Raw genomic sequence first — 15187 nt, 5'->3', positions numbered from 1 at the left:
ATAAAAAATTAGCGTAATTTTTTTCCGATTGCCCCTAATATTTTTACTCTTCCGCTTACTCCTTCTTGAATTAAGGAATTAAATGCTTCTTCAATCTTGTTTGTTGGATGAGTATTATATTGTTCTATTGCTTCCTTCAACCATTTTCTTTGATTCGCCCGATCTGTTTTTTCATTGTCTTTACAGGCATCTGAGCAATGTTGATTATCGGGTCTATTAGGAATAAACAGCTTATTACATTTCCTCCATTTACAATGAATTATTTTTTTATCTTCTTCTAAATCAAGTGCAACTCTTAGGTAGATTGCTGCTATTAGTGACTTAAAACGCCAACCTTTTGAAATAGAATGGTTCTTCGTATCCGCAAATACATGTGGGTGTACATCAGATAGCATCCTATTTAAACTTTCAAATGTAATAAATGATTGTGTGTCTTTATTAAAAAGTTCTCTCGCTTCTTTTTGTTTAGCACCTTTATAAGTTTGATTTGTTACATCTTCTCTACGTATTACGTCTTTCTTGAACTCAATTTGTTGTTTATAACTACGAATGCCTTTTATTAAGCCCTCATCCTCATGATACAAGCTAATATTTTGTACAATTTCTTGAAAAGTCCGAACAGCTTCTTGAATAACAATTAAAGGTTCACGCTTCCTTTCACCTCCACGTCTTTTATTATTGTTATACAACTCTTCTGTACTGGGATAATTAAGTTCTAAATTATGATTATTAAATATATTGATGATTGTTTCTTTATTACCGTAGATGGCTGTATCTCGTAAGCCTAATAGCCCCCATACATTTACGAACCTTAAAATTTCTTCTTTACTATCAGGATCAATCCGACTTAATGCTATGTGAGGAGCTATTTCTATTTGCCCACTAGGAATGTCTGGTCTTTTATTTGGTATAGCATAATTCAGTGGATCATAATCAATTCTTTCACCTCCTTTTATTTGAACAATAAATTCAATTCCATTTATATCTTCAATTTCAAATTCAGATTTCCACCAGATTGAGTTGTTAGTCATAAATGTACCTCGCTTTTTATTATTTACCCTTTTTATATATTAAAAATGTAAATATTGAATGTTAACCTAACATTACAACAACAGAAACAATAATTCAAGTTTTGTTTTGTAAATTAAAAAGGAGGTACTTCAATGAAGAAGAGAAAAGCTAATCAAGAAATCAGAAATATGATTAAATCAATGGGTTATAAGCAGTGGGAAGTAGCCGAATTATTGAAAATCGATGAAAGTGTTTTTTCAAGGCTTTTACGAAAGGAATTGGAACAGGAAGAGAAAAGGTGGTTAATTTTGGAGATTAGTAAGCTAGGTGATGTTTGTGAACTTCAAGATTGAAATACCCGAAGACAAGATATTGATTAGTAAGGGTGACCTAAGAGCAGTATTAAAAGAGATGATGGAAGAAATCAAAGCGGAAAAAGATGATAAGGATATTATGACCATAAAGCAAGCAGCAGAGTTTCTTAAGGTGAGTGTCCCAACAATACGAAAATTGATAGATAGCAATGACATTCCCTATTTCCAAAGAGGACAAGTAATTCGTTTGAATCGAGGAGCAGTAAAGGCGTGGATTCAAAAAAATTCTGGCGAACATACACCGAAGGTAAATAACTTATGATCTTGGATTTATTGCGGTCTGACGGGAGTATCATAGTAAACAAAAGATTGTCTCGATTGATTGGTTTGGATGCTGCTGTGTTATATGCTGAATTGATAAGTAAACAGCAGTATTTTGCCCAAAGAGGCTTATTAACGGAGGATGGTTTTTTCTTTAATACGATTGAAAATATGGAGCTAGATACTACGCTTACTAAATACCAGCAAAAAAAGGCAATTGATAAATTAGTGGAGTTAAAGTTAATAAAGAGGGATAACAGGGGTTCTCCCCCAATGCGTTTTTTTAAGATAAATGAAGATGAGACAGTGATTATGGAGATATTAAAGGAAAAAAACTTACCTTTTAAAAGTAAAAAAACTGAACATTTAAAAGGTAAAAAACTGAACACTAATAATAATAAATTAAATAATACTAAAATTAATAATAATAAAGAAAACATATACCTCATTTCTGAAGAAAATGAGGCTTTCGCCTATTATGCACAACGATATATGGATATGTTTAAAACAGATCATCCAACAATGAATGATGAGAAAATGAGAGAGCTAATTTCAAACTACGAAGATTTAAGCCTTACTTTAGATATCAATGAGGATAAATGGTTGGAAATAATAGATTACCATTTTGAATACTTATCGCCTATGAATAATGGTAACATCTTATCGTTCTTAGCGTTAAATGGTGGAAAAAGTTGTGTCGTTCGATATTTAGAGGAATTGGAGTATTCGTTTTAAAATTAGGTAATTCGTTAACTATAACTTTATTAAGGAATTAGATATAAGTACATCACGATTTCATAAACAAGGTAGTTTTCTTTAATTATTTAGGTAAATCAGGGTCAGGAAAATGCAGGGGGGTGCTTGAATGGGAGGAGTAGGAAGTGGTAGATATGGAGCTGGGTATGTAAAAAGTAAGGATATTGTAGAAAATAGATTAACGTTCTCTATCAGATTCTTTTCTAAAGCGTTCAATGATACTGGGCTATCATCATTTACTCTTCATTCACCTACTAATTCTAGGAAAGTACTTGGGAGTGGTATTGTTAATCCAGATGAAATGTATATCAGCCTTAGTTATTCAAATTTAGAATTACGAATTTATGTAGATCAAACTCCCTGTCATTATGGGGGTGTTAGATACTGGTTCATATGTTCATCATGCGGTAGAAGAAGCAGCAAATTATATGGTGATAATATTGGATTAGCGTGTAGGACATGTTGTAATTTAAACTACTATTCCCAACAACATACAAAAACGGATAGTTACTATTATCAACGGAAAGCTGAACAAGTCGCAAGAAAAATAGATAAGGAGTATAAATATAACTTAAACCGGCCTTTTCCTGCTAAACCTAAATATATGAAATGGATTGCATATCAGAAATTGTGGTGCAAGTTTAAAAAATATAGTGAATTGTCCTTTCAGTACTGGTTACGTGGAGCTTATAAGTTCTTAGATTTAAATAAAGATTTCAAACAATAAGTAATCAGTAAGTGGATTTAGTGGGTATAAGTAAAGGGCGACTTATGTTTAGAAATAGTAAAATTATTAGTAATAATATCCTAGGACTCTTTCACTTGTTGTGAAGAGTCTTTTTATATAGAATAAAATTAAACATAATTTACAATTTTAGTAAATGAGGGGTGACTTTTTTGTTTCCTATCCAGAAAATAATGAAAGAATGGCTATCTAATAAATGTGAAAATGATGAGCATGTAGAACGAAATTTACGAAAATTAATTATACAAGACAAACAATTACTAAGGGAAATAAATATTTTAATCCAAAACGGTACAGTAAGTGAAATCCAAGACTATGTAATAATTGAGATACAAAAGCTTATAGATAGTTTTATTGAGAGTAAAAATTTAATAATAAACCTTTGTAAAAGATGTAAAAGTAAGGATTTATTCAATACTCATAACATCGAGCATCATATTTGCAAAAAGTGTTCAAGGGATATATTAAAGGTATCGTATAAAAATATCACTGAGGGAAAAAAATATAATCCTGAACAAAGGAATGTATCGGTACATAATACTTCGATATGTAATTCTTGTGGTTTTCCCATTGATACATTAGGTCGCTGTGGTTGTAGTGATTAATTGCGGTTACAAATCTAGTGAAACCGCCATAATGGGTTAGTATATTAATAATTTAAATTAGGGAGACGCTTTATGGAATCAACTTGGTTTTATGTTTATAAAGGGAAACAGAATGGCCCCATTGAAGAATCAAAGTTGTTAACGTTATTTCTTGAGGGAGTATTAGATAAAAACACGTTAGTATGGACAAGTAATATGAATGATTGGAAAGCAGCTGGGGAATGTGATCAACTAGCATCACTTTTTTCTACTATTACACCTCCACCATTGCCATTAGAGGTTTCGAGTAGTACGACTTATAAGCAAAACGGTTCTCAGACTTATTCGAAAAGTAGACCTTGGATTAGATACTTAGCTAAAATGTTTGACTTGTGCCTCTTTTTTGTAATTCTATCATTAATATTACCAAGTGAAGTTTTGTATGAAGCAAATGGTGTTATTTTTGGATTGATTGGTTTATTTTTATGGATATTTATTGATTCTATTTTACTTACGTTATTTGGAAGTACTTTAGGGAGATATTTACTTAGAATAAAGATAACAACTAAAAACGAGAATAGAATTAATCTTTCTACAGCCCTAAAGAGAAGCACATTTTTATGGTTTAGGGGATTGGGGTTGGGTATTCCTATAGTAAGTTTCTTTTGTTTAGCAGAATCCTATAGTGATTTAAAAGCTTATGGAATAACCTATTGGGATCGCAAGAATAATTTGAAAATTACTCATGGAAAAATAGGATTCCTAAGGGTGATGTTAGTATTATTATTACCATTAATCCTTATCTTACTAGGCACATTTGCAAAAGGAAATATAGGGGCAAATAGTGCTAGTGGAGATTCAGAAGAGAAATTGAATAAGGAGTATACAATTGGAATTAACCGGGAGGAAGGAATTTATTTAGTTGAGGATGAAGTAAATGTAGAAAATACTGACTCCAATGGTAATCAAGAAGTTTCAATTAACGGTATGAATATTCAGAACAGCGAGCGAGAAGACATTTCGGAATCAAGCCAAGATAAAATAAGTACATTCGAAAAACCTTCTTTAGACATGGATGGTTATGGTTGGGGAAATTCTACGAATTTTGAGAAAAGAGAACTAATTAGTACGTTAATGGAAAACAAGGGTAAATATTTATCGCAAGATGATATAGATTTAATTGTTTTATTAGTAGATGTAACTTATGCACAGTATGGAGAAAAGTATAAAACAGTTGCGGAAGTACTTAAAGAGTATTCTGAATCAAGTCAAAGCAAAGAAGATTCCTTTGTGGAAACAGCTATGGATATAGATGGTTATGATTGGAGCTATTTGACGAATTTTGAGAAAAGAGAATTTATAAATACGGAAGCAGAAAACAATGGTGAATATTTATCTCAAGATGAAGTAGATTCAATTATTTATTTGATAGACGGTTATTATGAAAATGGAAGGAAATATAAAACTGTAAGAGAAGCGGTTATAGAGATATCCGAATCAAGTCAAAGTAACGTAAGTACCTTAGGAGCGTCCACTATAGATATAGATGGTTATGATTGGAGCTATTTGACGAATTTTGAGAAAAGAGAATTGATAAGTACTGTGGCGGAAAACAATGGCGAATATTTGTCACGTGGTGAAGTAGATTCAATTATTTACTTAATTGATGGATATTATAAGAATGGTAGGAAGTATAAAACTGTTGGAGAAGTGCTAAGAGAATTATAAAACCATAGACTTTAATTTGTAGCTAAAAGATTTTGATAATTAGAGGCTGATATAAGGGGATCAGGAAATTATTGAGGTGCTTTCGATAATTTAACAATGGGGGATGTAAATGTCGTATCTCATGCATAAGAAAATTAATGATTTGAATAAAGAATTGAATTTATTGTTTCCAGATAAAAAGGTATTTCGATTACAGGATTATTTTAAAAAACTAAGTAATGCCATTTACAACTTTATGGTAAGTTTTCCGGAATATAAAGATTTATTTAAAAGTGAAGACATAAATGTAAAAAATAAAATTAGTTATTATCTAAGCACACAAGGGTTTAAATATTTTGAGACTCTAGATTTAGTTCCAAAAGAAGATCTATTCTTAGTAGAAAATAAAATGTTTAGACATAATAAGGCACTTTTTAGAGAACTTATTAGGGAAACAGATTTTAATATAATATTTGTTTTAGAAATGTTGAAATGTAACGGTTATTATTTAGCTATTTGGCTCAGTACATCGCTAGATAGTAAGAGCTTACCTGAACCAATAGAAAAGTTAACCGAACATGATTTGATTACTTTTGACGATATGATTGAAACAAGAAGAGTTAAATATAGTAATGGGACATTACATTATCAAATATTAAAACAAAAGGTAGGAGAATATTTCTACCTTCTAGTTAGGGATACAAGTACATATAGAACCCTAAAACTATCTTCTAAACAGCCTTCTAGCCTGTTTGAAAACTTGATAAAAAAGGGTTTTGATGTGTTTAAAGAAAAAGAGTTAAATTTCCTTCATAAATTAGCTATGTATGACACCAAAAACCCACAAGGGTATACACTTACAATAAGTGAAACTGGTACTTTGAAAAGAATGGTGAAAAAATCTAATAAGTTTAAAGATGTTCAGGATTTTTATAAGTATTTTGGTTTTAATAATTTAAGTGTTATTAAAGGAGTGCCTCGTAATAAAAAAATCTTTGAAATAATCGAGGCTAATATGGATGATACAGGTCATGTATTTTTTGAGGATAAGCAAAGCAAAGATTACAAAAAAATATATCATTTTGCTTACAATAATTGTGGGATCACTATTGAGAAGTTAATGGAAGAATACGGATTTAAGTATATCGGTAATCAAGATGGACAAAGATATGAGAGACTTCTTGAACGCATATTGAAGTTTCGTGTTGATGAAGAACTTTCAACTGCTAATAAGAAAACGAAGGTTTATATACCATCGGGTACAAAATTATATAATTTACTTAGAGTTGATTCATCCATTCAAAAAATGAGTTTTAAAGATTATTTAGAAAACTATTATAATGTAGAGCTTGTTGGAAAACCCAAAAATTATACTCCAGTTCTTGAAGAGATAGATGGTCGGGACGATTTTAAAGAACTCGAATTAATTAGAATGGTTGAGGAAAATTGTAAACTTGTTAGTAACGATAACAAAATTTATTTGGAATCAAAAACTTTACCTCATAAGAAAATTTGGTCATATGCAACCCAAATTAATTATGACGAGGATGAGTTATTAAAAGAATGGGGCTTTGAACGATTATCTAAAAGAGAAGCAGAAGATTATTTAAAAAATATTCAATCACCAATTAATACAAATAGAGCTTTTCTTCAACTGCAGGATGATGATGTTGAAATTGATAAAGTAGAGGATTTCCTGCTTGGTAATATTAGAAAATTACAGAGTAATTTGAACACTACTAAACAACCAGTAGAACAGATAGCACGATCTAGACAACTAGTTGTTTTACTAAAAGAATTATACGATTATACTTGTCAAATTTGTGGAAATGAAAATTCTGATCAGATTCCGCAGATTATTACTAAAGAAGGTAAGAAGTATGTTGAAGTGCATCATATCGTTCCGTTACATGAAGGCATAGGTGCTAATGATGAATCAGAGGAGTTTCTTGATAGTTATAAGAATGTCATAGTGTTGTGTCCACATCATCATAAAGTGATGCATTATGAGTATGGTGGTTATAAAAAACTACTTGAAAAAGAGGGGGAACTATTTTTTTTAAATAATACTGATTCAAATCGTTTAATTCATATTAGATTAAATAAACATTTGGAACCAAGCTTTGAAAGAACGCTACAGAAAATTTAAAAGAGACTACCATAGAAGCGTAGAGTAAACAATTTTTGCTTTTAATAAATAATTCTTAGAATTTTTCTATTAATAAAATAGAAAAGGTCTTATCCTAATTAAAGACCTTTTCTCTGACTTTTGAATTAATTCTTTCCTTGGAATTTCACTATGGGTCAAATTTTCTTTAAAAAGTGATGTCCTTAATGGTGTATGCTTTCAATAAATTGGTCACCTTTTGGTCACGAAACATATATAACGGTATATTATTAAATTTCAATTATGCTAATAAAAAACATTTAAACCTTGAATAATAAGGACTGTTTTATTCCATGTATCTTCATATTATAAGTACACATAAAAGAACGTAAAAAATACGGTCTTAAAGGTGCTCGTCGTGCGCCTCAGTTCTCAAAACGTTAATCATCTGTATTCAACGTTTTACAACCCTTTCTCGATTTTCGAGAGAGGGTTTTTTTATTATCTTAGAACTAAAATAGCCACTGGATTATCATTCTTATATTAACTACTAACGAATGACTATCCAGTGGCTTTAAAAGCTAATTGTTTGTATGTTCAACCTTTTTACGTGGCTTTGGCTTGTGATACAATCCAAGTTCTTTTTTATCTTTTACTAATGATTTATATAGCGAAATCATCATTAATATCATTACAAAGGAAAATGGAAAGGCAGCGATAATTAATGCATTTTGCAATGCTTGTAACCCACCACTATAAATAAGGACTAAAGCAACGATTGATTGTGCGATTCCCCATGTTAATTTTACTGCAGTTAATGGATTAAGGGATCCGTATGTAGTTTGCATCCCAAGTACAAAAGTTGCAGAATCTGCTGATGTTATAAAGAAGATACTTACTAACGCAATTGCAACAATAGATAAAATTGTGGACCAAGGTAATTCGTTAAAAATAGCAAACAATACTTCTTCAGTTGCTAATTGAGAAATGTCGTGAGATACAGCTTTCTGAACTTCAATTCCCCCTGTACCAAATACCGAAAACCAAACAAAACATACAAGTGTAGGTAACAATAAAACCCCTATAATAAATTCTCGTATTGTTCTTCCCCTTGATACACGAGCGATAAATATACCTACAAACGGAGACCATGAAATCCACCATGCCCAATAAAAGACTGTCCATCCATTAATCCATGTACGATTCTCTTCATCTAGTGGAGCCATACGGAAGCTCATCTGAACTATATTTTGAATATAACCACCAAGAGAGTCTGTAAACATGTTTAACGTAAGGAGGGTAGGTCCTATGATAAACATTAAAAGCAAAAGAATAACGGCTAACACCATGTTAGCATTACTTAAAATTTTAATACCTTTCCCTAATCCAGTTGATGCTGAAATGGAAAACAATATTGTTACGACTGCTACAATGATGAATTGAACTGTGAAATTACTTGGTATACCAAATAAGAAAGAAAGTCCTCCATTTATTTGTGTTGCACCAAAGCCTAAAGTTGTTGCAACCCCAACAACTGTTGCTACAACGGCTAATACATCAATAACGGTTCCCCAAATACCTTCCATTGCCTTTTTGCCTAGAATTGGTTTTAAGGTAGAAGATATGAGCGCCGGTTCACCCTTGCGGAAATTGAAGTAAGCTAAAGCTAATGCCACTATTGCGTATATAGCCCAAGCATGAATACCCCAATGGAAAAATGTATAACGCATCGCTTCTTTATAGGCTGTGTCTGTTCCAGGTTCAGCTAATGGAGGATTCATAAAGTGAGACAATGGTTCCGCTGCACCCCAGAATACAAGTCCAATTCCCATACCTGCACTAAATAACATTGCAAACCAAGATACTCTAGAAAACTCAGGTTCCTCATCGTGTTTCCCAAGTTTTATAATTCCAACTGGGCTGAAAATAAGAAAAAGACAAAAGATCACAATGATCGTAACTAAGATTAGATAGTACCAGCCGAAGGACGTTGTAAGAAATGCTTGAATATTCCCAGTTGTTTTTTCGAAACTTTTTGGTGCAATAACACCATATATGCATGCAAGGAGGACGATTGCAACAGAAATCCAAAATACATTTGAAACTTTTTTCATCACGAATTCCTTTCTCGGTAGAAATTTTAATTTGTAATTTCATTATGAAATTTACCCTATGAAAGTATCAGGTTTTGTTCAGCTTTATTGTTCCCTAAGTGTTTTGCTTTATAACTAATGAAAAATAATGTTAAACAATTGCGACAGAATATGTTCAATTGAATAATAAGTTGGAAAACAAAAAAACCTGAAGGGAAAAACCCTTCAGGCTAGCGTAATTATGCTTCTTTTTTCTTTTTATCCTTCTCTAATAAGACAATTAAACTTGGCAATAAAACCCCTCTTATTAAGAAGGTATCGATTAAAATACCTACCGCTACGATAAATCCAAATACGAATAGTAATTGAATTGGTTGAGTCATTAGAACCGCAAAAGTGGCTGCTAAAATAATTCCCGCTGACGAAATTACTCCGCCAGTACTTGCTACTGCGATTTGAACTGCTTCTTTAACAGAGTGTCTTTCTCTTTCCTCTAAGAACCTAGAAACTAATATGATATTATAGTCAATCCCAAGGGCTACTAGGAAAATGAATGCATACACTGGTACACGATTACTAATTGTATCGATTCCAAAGAATAGGTTCGTTAAGAACATACCTAAACCTAATGCTGCAAAGAAAGAAACAAGAATCGTTCCCATCATGTAAATTGGCATTTTGATGGATTTTGTTAAGAAAATAAGCATGATAAAGATTAAAATTGTTTCTAATAATACAATGACAATTAAGTCTCGATCGTTTAAGTTTTGATCATCAAGGGAAGATGCTGTTTCACCTGCGAAATATAAAGTACCGTCAATATTACTTGCATCTAATATTTCATCAGCTTTTTCCTGAATTAATTCTAATGCATTAATCGATTCGATTGCATATGGGCTATTTTCAAATGTTAGACTGTAAGTCAGTACCTTTCCATCTTCTGTTTGATTATCTATTCTTACGGTATCAACATAATCCTGGTTCAATAGCTCGTCAATTAAGGCTTGACGGTTTTCTTCTGAGATTTCTGTATTAGACTCTACAAGTACAGTCGTTGCAGCAAGATCCCCAGGTGCAAATTTTTCTTCTAATGCTTCATAACCAACCCTAGAAGGCATATCTTCTGGGAAGGATTTAATTAAGTCAAACTCGTATTTTAAATTAACATTATAAGATGCACTTACTAAAATAAATACCCCGATAATTAAGATTGAAACAACGGGTTTATTCGTAACAAATCGGCCGATTTTACTCCAAATAGAAGTTGGTTTTACCGTCGTATCGCCTACTTTTGGAACAACAGGCCAAAATGATTTTCTACCGAATAATGTAAATAACGCCGGTACAAGTGTTACCGAAGATACCATAATCACTACTAAGGCAGCACCAAAGATAGGTGCGAAGTTTTTATAATCACCTAAGTTGGCGAAGATTAAAATAAGCATAGCTAGTAATACTGTACCACCGGAGTAAAAGACAGGTAATCCGGTTCCTCTCATAGCTACCTTCATTGCTGAATGCTTATCTTCGTTATGTTTTAACTCTTCTCTATAACGAGAGAAAACAAATAATGAATAATCAATTACGGCAGCAAATAATAAGACGGACATAATTGACACGGATTGGGTACTCATTAGGAGTCCAGCTTTACCGAATAGTCCTAGCAACTGGGTAACAACTTGATAAACAAACACTGCAGCTAATAACGGAATTAGTGCAATTAATGGTGAACGATAAATAACGATTAATAATACTAAAATAATCCCAACAGTAGCTAAAATTAATACTACGTCTGCACGAGTAAATAAATCTGTAGTATCTACAGCGATTCCCGCAGGTCCAGTAATGGATAATGTTAAATCGGTTTGATCGTTAACAATTTCTGCAATGTCTTGTAAAATAACTTTTACTTGTTTTGTGTCTAAATTTGAGTCTAGATTAGCAGGGATGATTGCTGTCGTACGATCCTCAGAAAAGAATGCATTTGTTGCTGGTTCTGGTAACATTCCCATTGGAACAATTTCTTTCAAACCATCAAAATCTTTCCCGATAATTGCATCAGTTATTGTAACTAAATCTTGTAATTGGACCTCATCATCTGATTGAAGAACCAATATGGCTGGTAATAGTTCACTATCACCAAAATATTCTTCAATTTTGTCATTGGCAATGACAGATTGCATATCCTCTGGAAGAGTTGCAACTGATGTTACTTGATACTCTCTTACACTAGGCACTGCGACTGTCAAAATGACCATAGCGAGTATCCAAATAATAAGAGTAATCCAAGCTCCCTTTCTAGTTGAAACCCAATCTGTGACGTGTTGCAATGTTTTTCTCATAAATGTTAAGTCCTTTCATAAAAGTGACAGATGTGTAACTTTGGTGCAAAAATAAGCGGAATAATTTCCGCCTCTTAATTATTACCCAAAGGTTACACCAGTGTCAATTTAATTGTTTTTGAACAATCCGTGACATATAACACCTTTAATCATCTCAACCCAATCGGGAAGAGGAATATTATTTTGATTAGGAATATTTACTGTTTCAAAAATCATTCCTAATATAAGATTATTTGGGAGCTCTTCCTTGAACGCTTGTTCCTTTTTTCCTAGTTCAACAAATTGTTGAAGTGATGAATATAACTCCACAATAATCCCACTTATTTTTTGTTTATTCATTTTAATTTTTTTGTTAATAATAGGGATTTGCATTCCCATCGTTCTAATCTCATACAGGCTCAAATCTGCAAAAATCATATCAAACAGAGCATCGAACTGCTCTTGAAACGTTTTCTTTTCTCCGATAGCTTTCATATCATTTAAAAACTTTTCTAATTCATAAACCATATATTCACTTATTAGTTCTTCTTTATTTTCATAATATTTATAAATTGCAGCTCTAGAAACATCTAGGTAGCTCGCAAGTACAGTAAAAGTAAATCCTTCGTAGCCATGCTTAAGTAGTAAATGCTTTACTGCGTGATATAATTCTTCTTTTGTAAATTTTCGTTCACGTGCCAAGTTGTTCACCTCACCTTTAATAATGAACTTTCATAAGGAAAAATCAAGGATTTCTCATAATTTGTTTAACAAATTCATGTTAGAAGTGTAGGAACAAATGACGGAAATTATTACTAGATCGATATAAGCTAACATCTTTGACTTTCACTTATCCTTGTAATTAAAATGGTTACATGTTAAGTATATAAAACTACTAACTGAATTTGGAGAAATAGAATGTCATTAAAAAACAGCAAGAATCAAAACAGTAAGAAAAAGACTGCAAAAATAAACTTAATAATTATCGTGGCTGTTGCCTTAATTGCCATAGTAATTGCATTTGCATTTGCAAATAATGGTGAGGTTGCTACAAAAGATTATGAAATCAATTCACCTGCTAGAGTCGGGGCAGTTACATTAACGGTTGGCGATATAAAAACAATGAGCGATTTTTATCAAAAAACGATTGGTTTTAATGTATTGAAGGATGAAGGTGAGCGAGTTTCCCTCACTGCTGATGGCAAAAATCCTTTACTTATACTAGAAGAAAAGAAAGATACATTGGATAAACCGTTCGGAACTACGGGTTTATATCATTTTGCTCTGTTACTTCCTGATGAAAGGACATTAGGGCAATTCCTTATTCATTTAAGTGATTCGCTATATTTACAGGGGGCAGCTGACCACCAATATAGTAAAGCACTATATTTAGCAGACCCTGAAGGAAACGGTATTGAAATATATGCAGATATCCCATCAAATGAATGGATCCGTGATGGTAAAGGTGGGTATGTTGGTGGAACCTATCAGTTAAATGTTGCTGAACTGTATAATCTAGCGAAGGATGATGAGTGGACTGGTTTACCTGAAGGTACAAAAATGGGTCATATGCACTTACAAGTTGCAGATATAGAGAAATCTGAAACATTTTATACAGAAGTGCTAGGATTTGATATTGTTGCAAAAAGTGACAGTCATCTTTTTGTTTCCCTAGATGGTTATCATCATCACATCGGAATGAATACTTGGTTAGGAAAGGGAATTCCATCTCCACCAGACAATGCAAAAGGGTTGAAGCATTTTAATGTATTATTGACTCAACCAGAGTGGACAACAGTGAAAGAAAACTTAACAAAAGAAAATATTTCTTTTAATGAAAATGGCAATGAAATCGAAGTGAATGACCCGGCAGGAATTAAACTGCATCTTATAAATAAATACGAATAGTCCTTGAATTACGAATGATCTAGCACGATAAGATCATTCGTTTTTTATTATTAAAACTTTACATGTAAAAAACTACTTTAGACCATGTTAACAAAAAGGAGGGATTGACATGGCTCGAAGAAATAGAAATAAACTATTAGTACCAGAAGCAAGAGAAGGATTGGATCAATTAAAAGCAAAAGTTGCTGGCACAAATAATCCTGAACAAGCGAAGTTTGAAATTGCAAAGGAAATTGGCGTTCCGTTAAAAGAGGGCTATAATGGAAAGCTTACTTCAGAAGAAGCAGGTAAAGTTGGCGGCCGATTAGGCGGAAACATGGTGAAGGAACTTGTAAGAATGGCACAAGAAAATTTGAACAAAAAATAATGATTAAAGGGTTCATCGTGTAATCGATGAACCCATTTTATCTTACTGAAATAAATCCCAAAAACAAGCAGCTGCTTTTGACGTTGGTTCACCCTTTAATTTCATTAAAACTGGTTCTACATTAATTTTAAATTGATGTAGTTCATAAGCTTTAAAATGTTCGAAAAGTAATGATTGGTATTCCATTCTTGGAATAATGGAAATACCTAGACCTCTGTTTACAAAAGCAACAACCATCTGTATATCTTTACATTCGATGATAATGTTTGGATTTAAATCATGCTTATTAAATGAATTTATTATATTCTCATAAAACGAATGTCCTTCCATCGCACCTAACATGATAAAGGGAAACTCGGCAATTTCTTCTAAAGTAGGTTGCTCTGAGATTGAGGTAGTCCATTCATTAGGAACGATTAAAACGGCTGGTTGCTCTTTTAGCGATTTATATTCATATTGTTCTGTATTACTAGGTCGTATAATTAATGCGATATCAATTTCTTTATGATTTAACTTCATTAACAACCCTTCTGAGTCCCCTGAGTAAATATTCGTTTTGATTTGAGGAAACTTGTTTCGGAAGTCTGCAATATAATCAATTAGCATGTTTGAACATGCAGATGAAACGCCAATTCTTAAAGTACCAGCTGTTCCTTCTTCGATTTCCTGTATTCGACGTTGAACCTCTTCCATCTGGCCCAAGACTTGCTCTGCATATTGATAGAGTAGTTCACCGGTTTCAGTTAATTGCCATTTTTGTCGATATCGATGAATTAAAGTTGTTCCTAATTCTAATTCCAACTTTTTTAATGCTTGACTCAGTGGAGGTTGGGCAATATTCAAAAGTTCCGCGGCTTTTGATATACTTCCTTGTTTGACAATCTCTTTATAATACTGTAATTGACGTATATCCATGTTTCGACCCCGTTATATAGTTTTAGATATGACTTTTA

Annotated in this window: 14 protein-coding genes and 1 pseudogene; 10 read left to right on the top strand and 5 right to left on the bottom strand. The window is 32.5% G+C overall.

Annotation, left to right across the window (positions count from 1 at the left end):
• Window positions 1-8: 8 nt before the first annotated feature.
• Window positions 9-1031, bottom strand: coding sequence for a hypothetical protein (locus tag CRO45_RS08500; RefSeq protein WP_097149238.1), 1023 nt, complete (start codon window positions 1029-1031; stop codon window positions 9-11).
• Window positions 1032-1163: 132 nt separating this feature from the next.
• Between CRO45_RS08500 and CRO45_RS08495 the strand changes: the two genes are divergently transcribed.
• From CRO45_RS08495 to rpsI, 8 genes and pseudogenes are all read left to right on the top strand, one after another.
• The gene (locus CRO45_RS08495; RefSeq protein WP_097149237.1) at window positions 1164-1364 is read left to right on the top strand and encodes a hypothetical protein; all 201 of its coding nucleotides are present in this window, start codon (window positions 1164-1166) and stop codon (window positions 1362-1364) included.
• On the top strand, window positions 1348-1647 hold the full coding sequence (locus tag CRO45_RS08490; RefSeq protein WP_097149401.1) for a helix-turn-helix domain-containing protein: 300 nt from the start codon (window positions 1348-1350) through the stop codon (window positions 1645-1647). The genes CRO45_RS08495 and CRO45_RS08490 overlap by 17 nt, the downstream gene beginning before the upstream one ends.
• Complete coding sequence (locus CRO45_RS08485) at window positions 1644-2381, top strand: hypothetical protein (protein ID WP_097149236.1); 738 nt, start codon at window positions 1644-1646, stop codon at window positions 2379-2381. The genes CRO45_RS08490 and CRO45_RS08485 overlap by 4 nt, the downstream gene beginning before the upstream one ends.
• Before the next feature lie 130 nt (window positions 2382-2511).
• Window positions 2512-3129, top strand: a complete 618-nt coding sequence (locus CRO45_RS08480) for a hypothetical protein (RefSeq protein ID WP_097149235.1) — start codon at window positions 2512-2514, stop codon at window positions 3127-3129.
• Between the two features lie 170 nt (window positions 3130-3299).
• On the top strand, window positions 3300-3752 hold the full coding sequence (locus CRO45_RS08475) for a hypothetical protein (protein WP_097149234.1): 453 nt from the start codon (window positions 3300-3302) through the stop codon (window positions 3750-3752).
• Between the two features lie 72 nt (window positions 3753-3824).
• On the top strand, window positions 3825-5459 hold the full coding sequence (locus tag CRO45_RS08470) for an RDD family protein (RefSeq protein ID WP_097149233.1): 1635 nt from the start codon (window positions 3825-3827) through the stop codon (window positions 5457-5459).
• Window positions 5460-5568: 109 nt separating this feature from the next.
• Window positions 5569-7587, top strand: coding sequence for an HNH endonuclease (locus tag CRO45_RS20200; RefSeq protein WP_097149232.1), 2019 nt, complete (start codon window positions 5569-5571; stop codon window positions 7585-7587).
• A gap of 336 nt (window positions 7588-7923) precedes the next feature.
• Window positions 7924-7989 (top strand): annotated as a pseudogene (rpsI, locus tag CRO45_RS08460) (30S ribosomal protein S9); the annotation flags it as partial.
• A 137-nt stretch (window positions 7990-8126) separates the two neighbouring features.
• On the opposite strand, the gene CRO45_RS08455 reads toward rpsI, so the two are convergent.
• From CRO45_RS08455 to CRO45_RS08445, 3 genes are all read right to left on the bottom strand, one after another.
• Window positions 8127-9659, bottom strand: a complete 1533-nt coding sequence (locus tag CRO45_RS08455) for a glycine betaine uptake BCCT transporter (protein ID WP_097149231.1) — start codon at window positions 9657-9659, stop codon at window positions 8127-8129.
• A gap of 218 nt (window positions 9660-9877) precedes the next feature.
• Window positions 9878-11980, bottom strand: coding sequence for an MMPL family transporter (locus CRO45_RS08450; protein ID WP_097149230.1), 2103 nt, complete (start codon window positions 11978-11980; stop codon window positions 9878-9880).
• 108 nt (window positions 11981-12088) lie between these two features.
• Complete coding sequence (locus CRO45_RS08445; RefSeq protein ID WP_097149229.1) at window positions 12089-12661, bottom strand: TetR/AcrR family transcriptional regulator; 573 nt, start codon at window positions 12659-12661, stop codon at window positions 12089-12091.
• Window positions 12662-12877: 216 nt separating this feature from the next.
• Here CRO45_RS08445 and CRO45_RS08440 point away from each other — a divergent pair, with 216 nt between their 5' ends.
• Together CRO45_RS08440 and CRO45_RS08435 are read left to right on the top strand one after the other, a co-directional pair.
• Window positions 12878-13867: a VOC family protein gene (locus CRO45_RS08440; protein ID WP_097149228.1), complete on the top strand. Its 990-nt coding sequence runs from the start codon at window positions 12878-12880 to the stop codon at window positions 13865-13867.
• A gap of 109 nt (window positions 13868-13976) precedes the next feature.
• Window positions 13977-14234 (top strand): alpha/beta-type small acid-soluble spore protein, encoded by a 258-nt coding sequence (locus tag CRO45_RS08435; protein WP_097149227.1) that lies wholly within the window; start codon window positions 13977-13979, stop codon window positions 14232-14234.
• Between the two features lie 42 nt (window positions 14235-14276).
• Here CRO45_RS08435 and CRO45_RS08430 read toward each other — a convergent pair whose 3' ends face one another.
• A complete protein-coding gene (locus CRO45_RS08430; protein ID WP_097149226.1) occupies window positions 14277-15149 on the bottom strand; it encodes a LysR family transcriptional regulator in 873 nt (290 codons plus the stop codon).
• Between the last annotated feature and the right edge of the window lie 38 nt (window positions 15150-15187).

Origin of the sequence: Ureibacillus acetophenoni, from assembly GCF_900220965.1 — a bacterium.
In the GTDB taxonomy this organism is placed as follows: Bacteria; Bacillota; Bacilli; order Bacillales_A; family Planococcaceae; genus Ureibacillus; species Ureibacillus acetophenoni.
The sequence above is the reverse complement of the archived record's forward strand: the minus strand, read 5'-3'. Positions and strand labels throughout refer to the sequence as shown.

Excerpts from the sequence above, each read along its gene's own strand:
- CRO45_RS08500 (WP_097149238.1), bottom strand. The coding sequence starts at position 1,031 with ATGACTAACAACTCAATCTGGTGGAAATCTGAATTTGAAATTGAAGAT.
- CRO45_RS08495 (WP_097149237.1), top strand. The coding sequence starts at position 1,164 with ATGAAGAAGAGAAAAGCTAATCAAGAAATCAGAAATATGATTAAATCA.
- CRO45_RS08485 (WP_097149236.1), top strand. The coding sequence starts at position 1,644 with ATGATCTTGGATTTATTGCGGTCTGACGGGAGTATCATAGTAAACAAA.
- CRO45_RS08480 (WP_097149235.1), top strand. The coding sequence starts at position 2,512 with ATGGGAGGAGTAGGAAGTGGTAGATATGGAGCTGGGTATGTAAAAAGT.
- CRO45_RS08470 (WP_097149233.1), top strand. The coding sequence starts at position 3,825 with ATGGAATCAACTTGGTTTTATGTTTATAAAGGGAAACAGAATGGCCCC.
- CRO45_RS20200 (WP_097149232.1), top strand. The coding sequence starts at position 5,569 with ATGTCGTATCTCATGCATAAGAAAATTAATGATTTGAATAAAGAATTG.
- CRO45_RS08455 (WP_097149231.1), bottom strand. The coding sequence starts at position 9,659 with ATGAAAAAAGTTTCAAATGTATTTTGGATTTCTGTTGCAATCGTCCTC.
- CRO45_RS08450 (WP_097149230.1), bottom strand. The coding sequence starts at position 11,980 with ATGAGAAAAACATTGCAACACGTCACAGATTGGGTTTCAACTAGAAAG.
- CRO45_RS08440 (WP_097149228.1), top strand. The coding sequence starts at position 12,878 with ATGTCATTAAAAAACAGCAAGAATCAAAACAGTAAGAAAAAGACTGCA.
- CRO45_RS08435 (WP_097149227.1), top strand. The coding sequence starts at position 13,977 with ATGGCTCGAAGAAATAGAAATAAACTATTAGTACCAGAAGCAAGAGAA.
- CRO45_RS08430 (WP_097149226.1), bottom strand. The coding sequence starts at position 15,149 with ATGGATATACGTCAATTACAGTATTATAAAGAGATTGTCAAACAAGGA.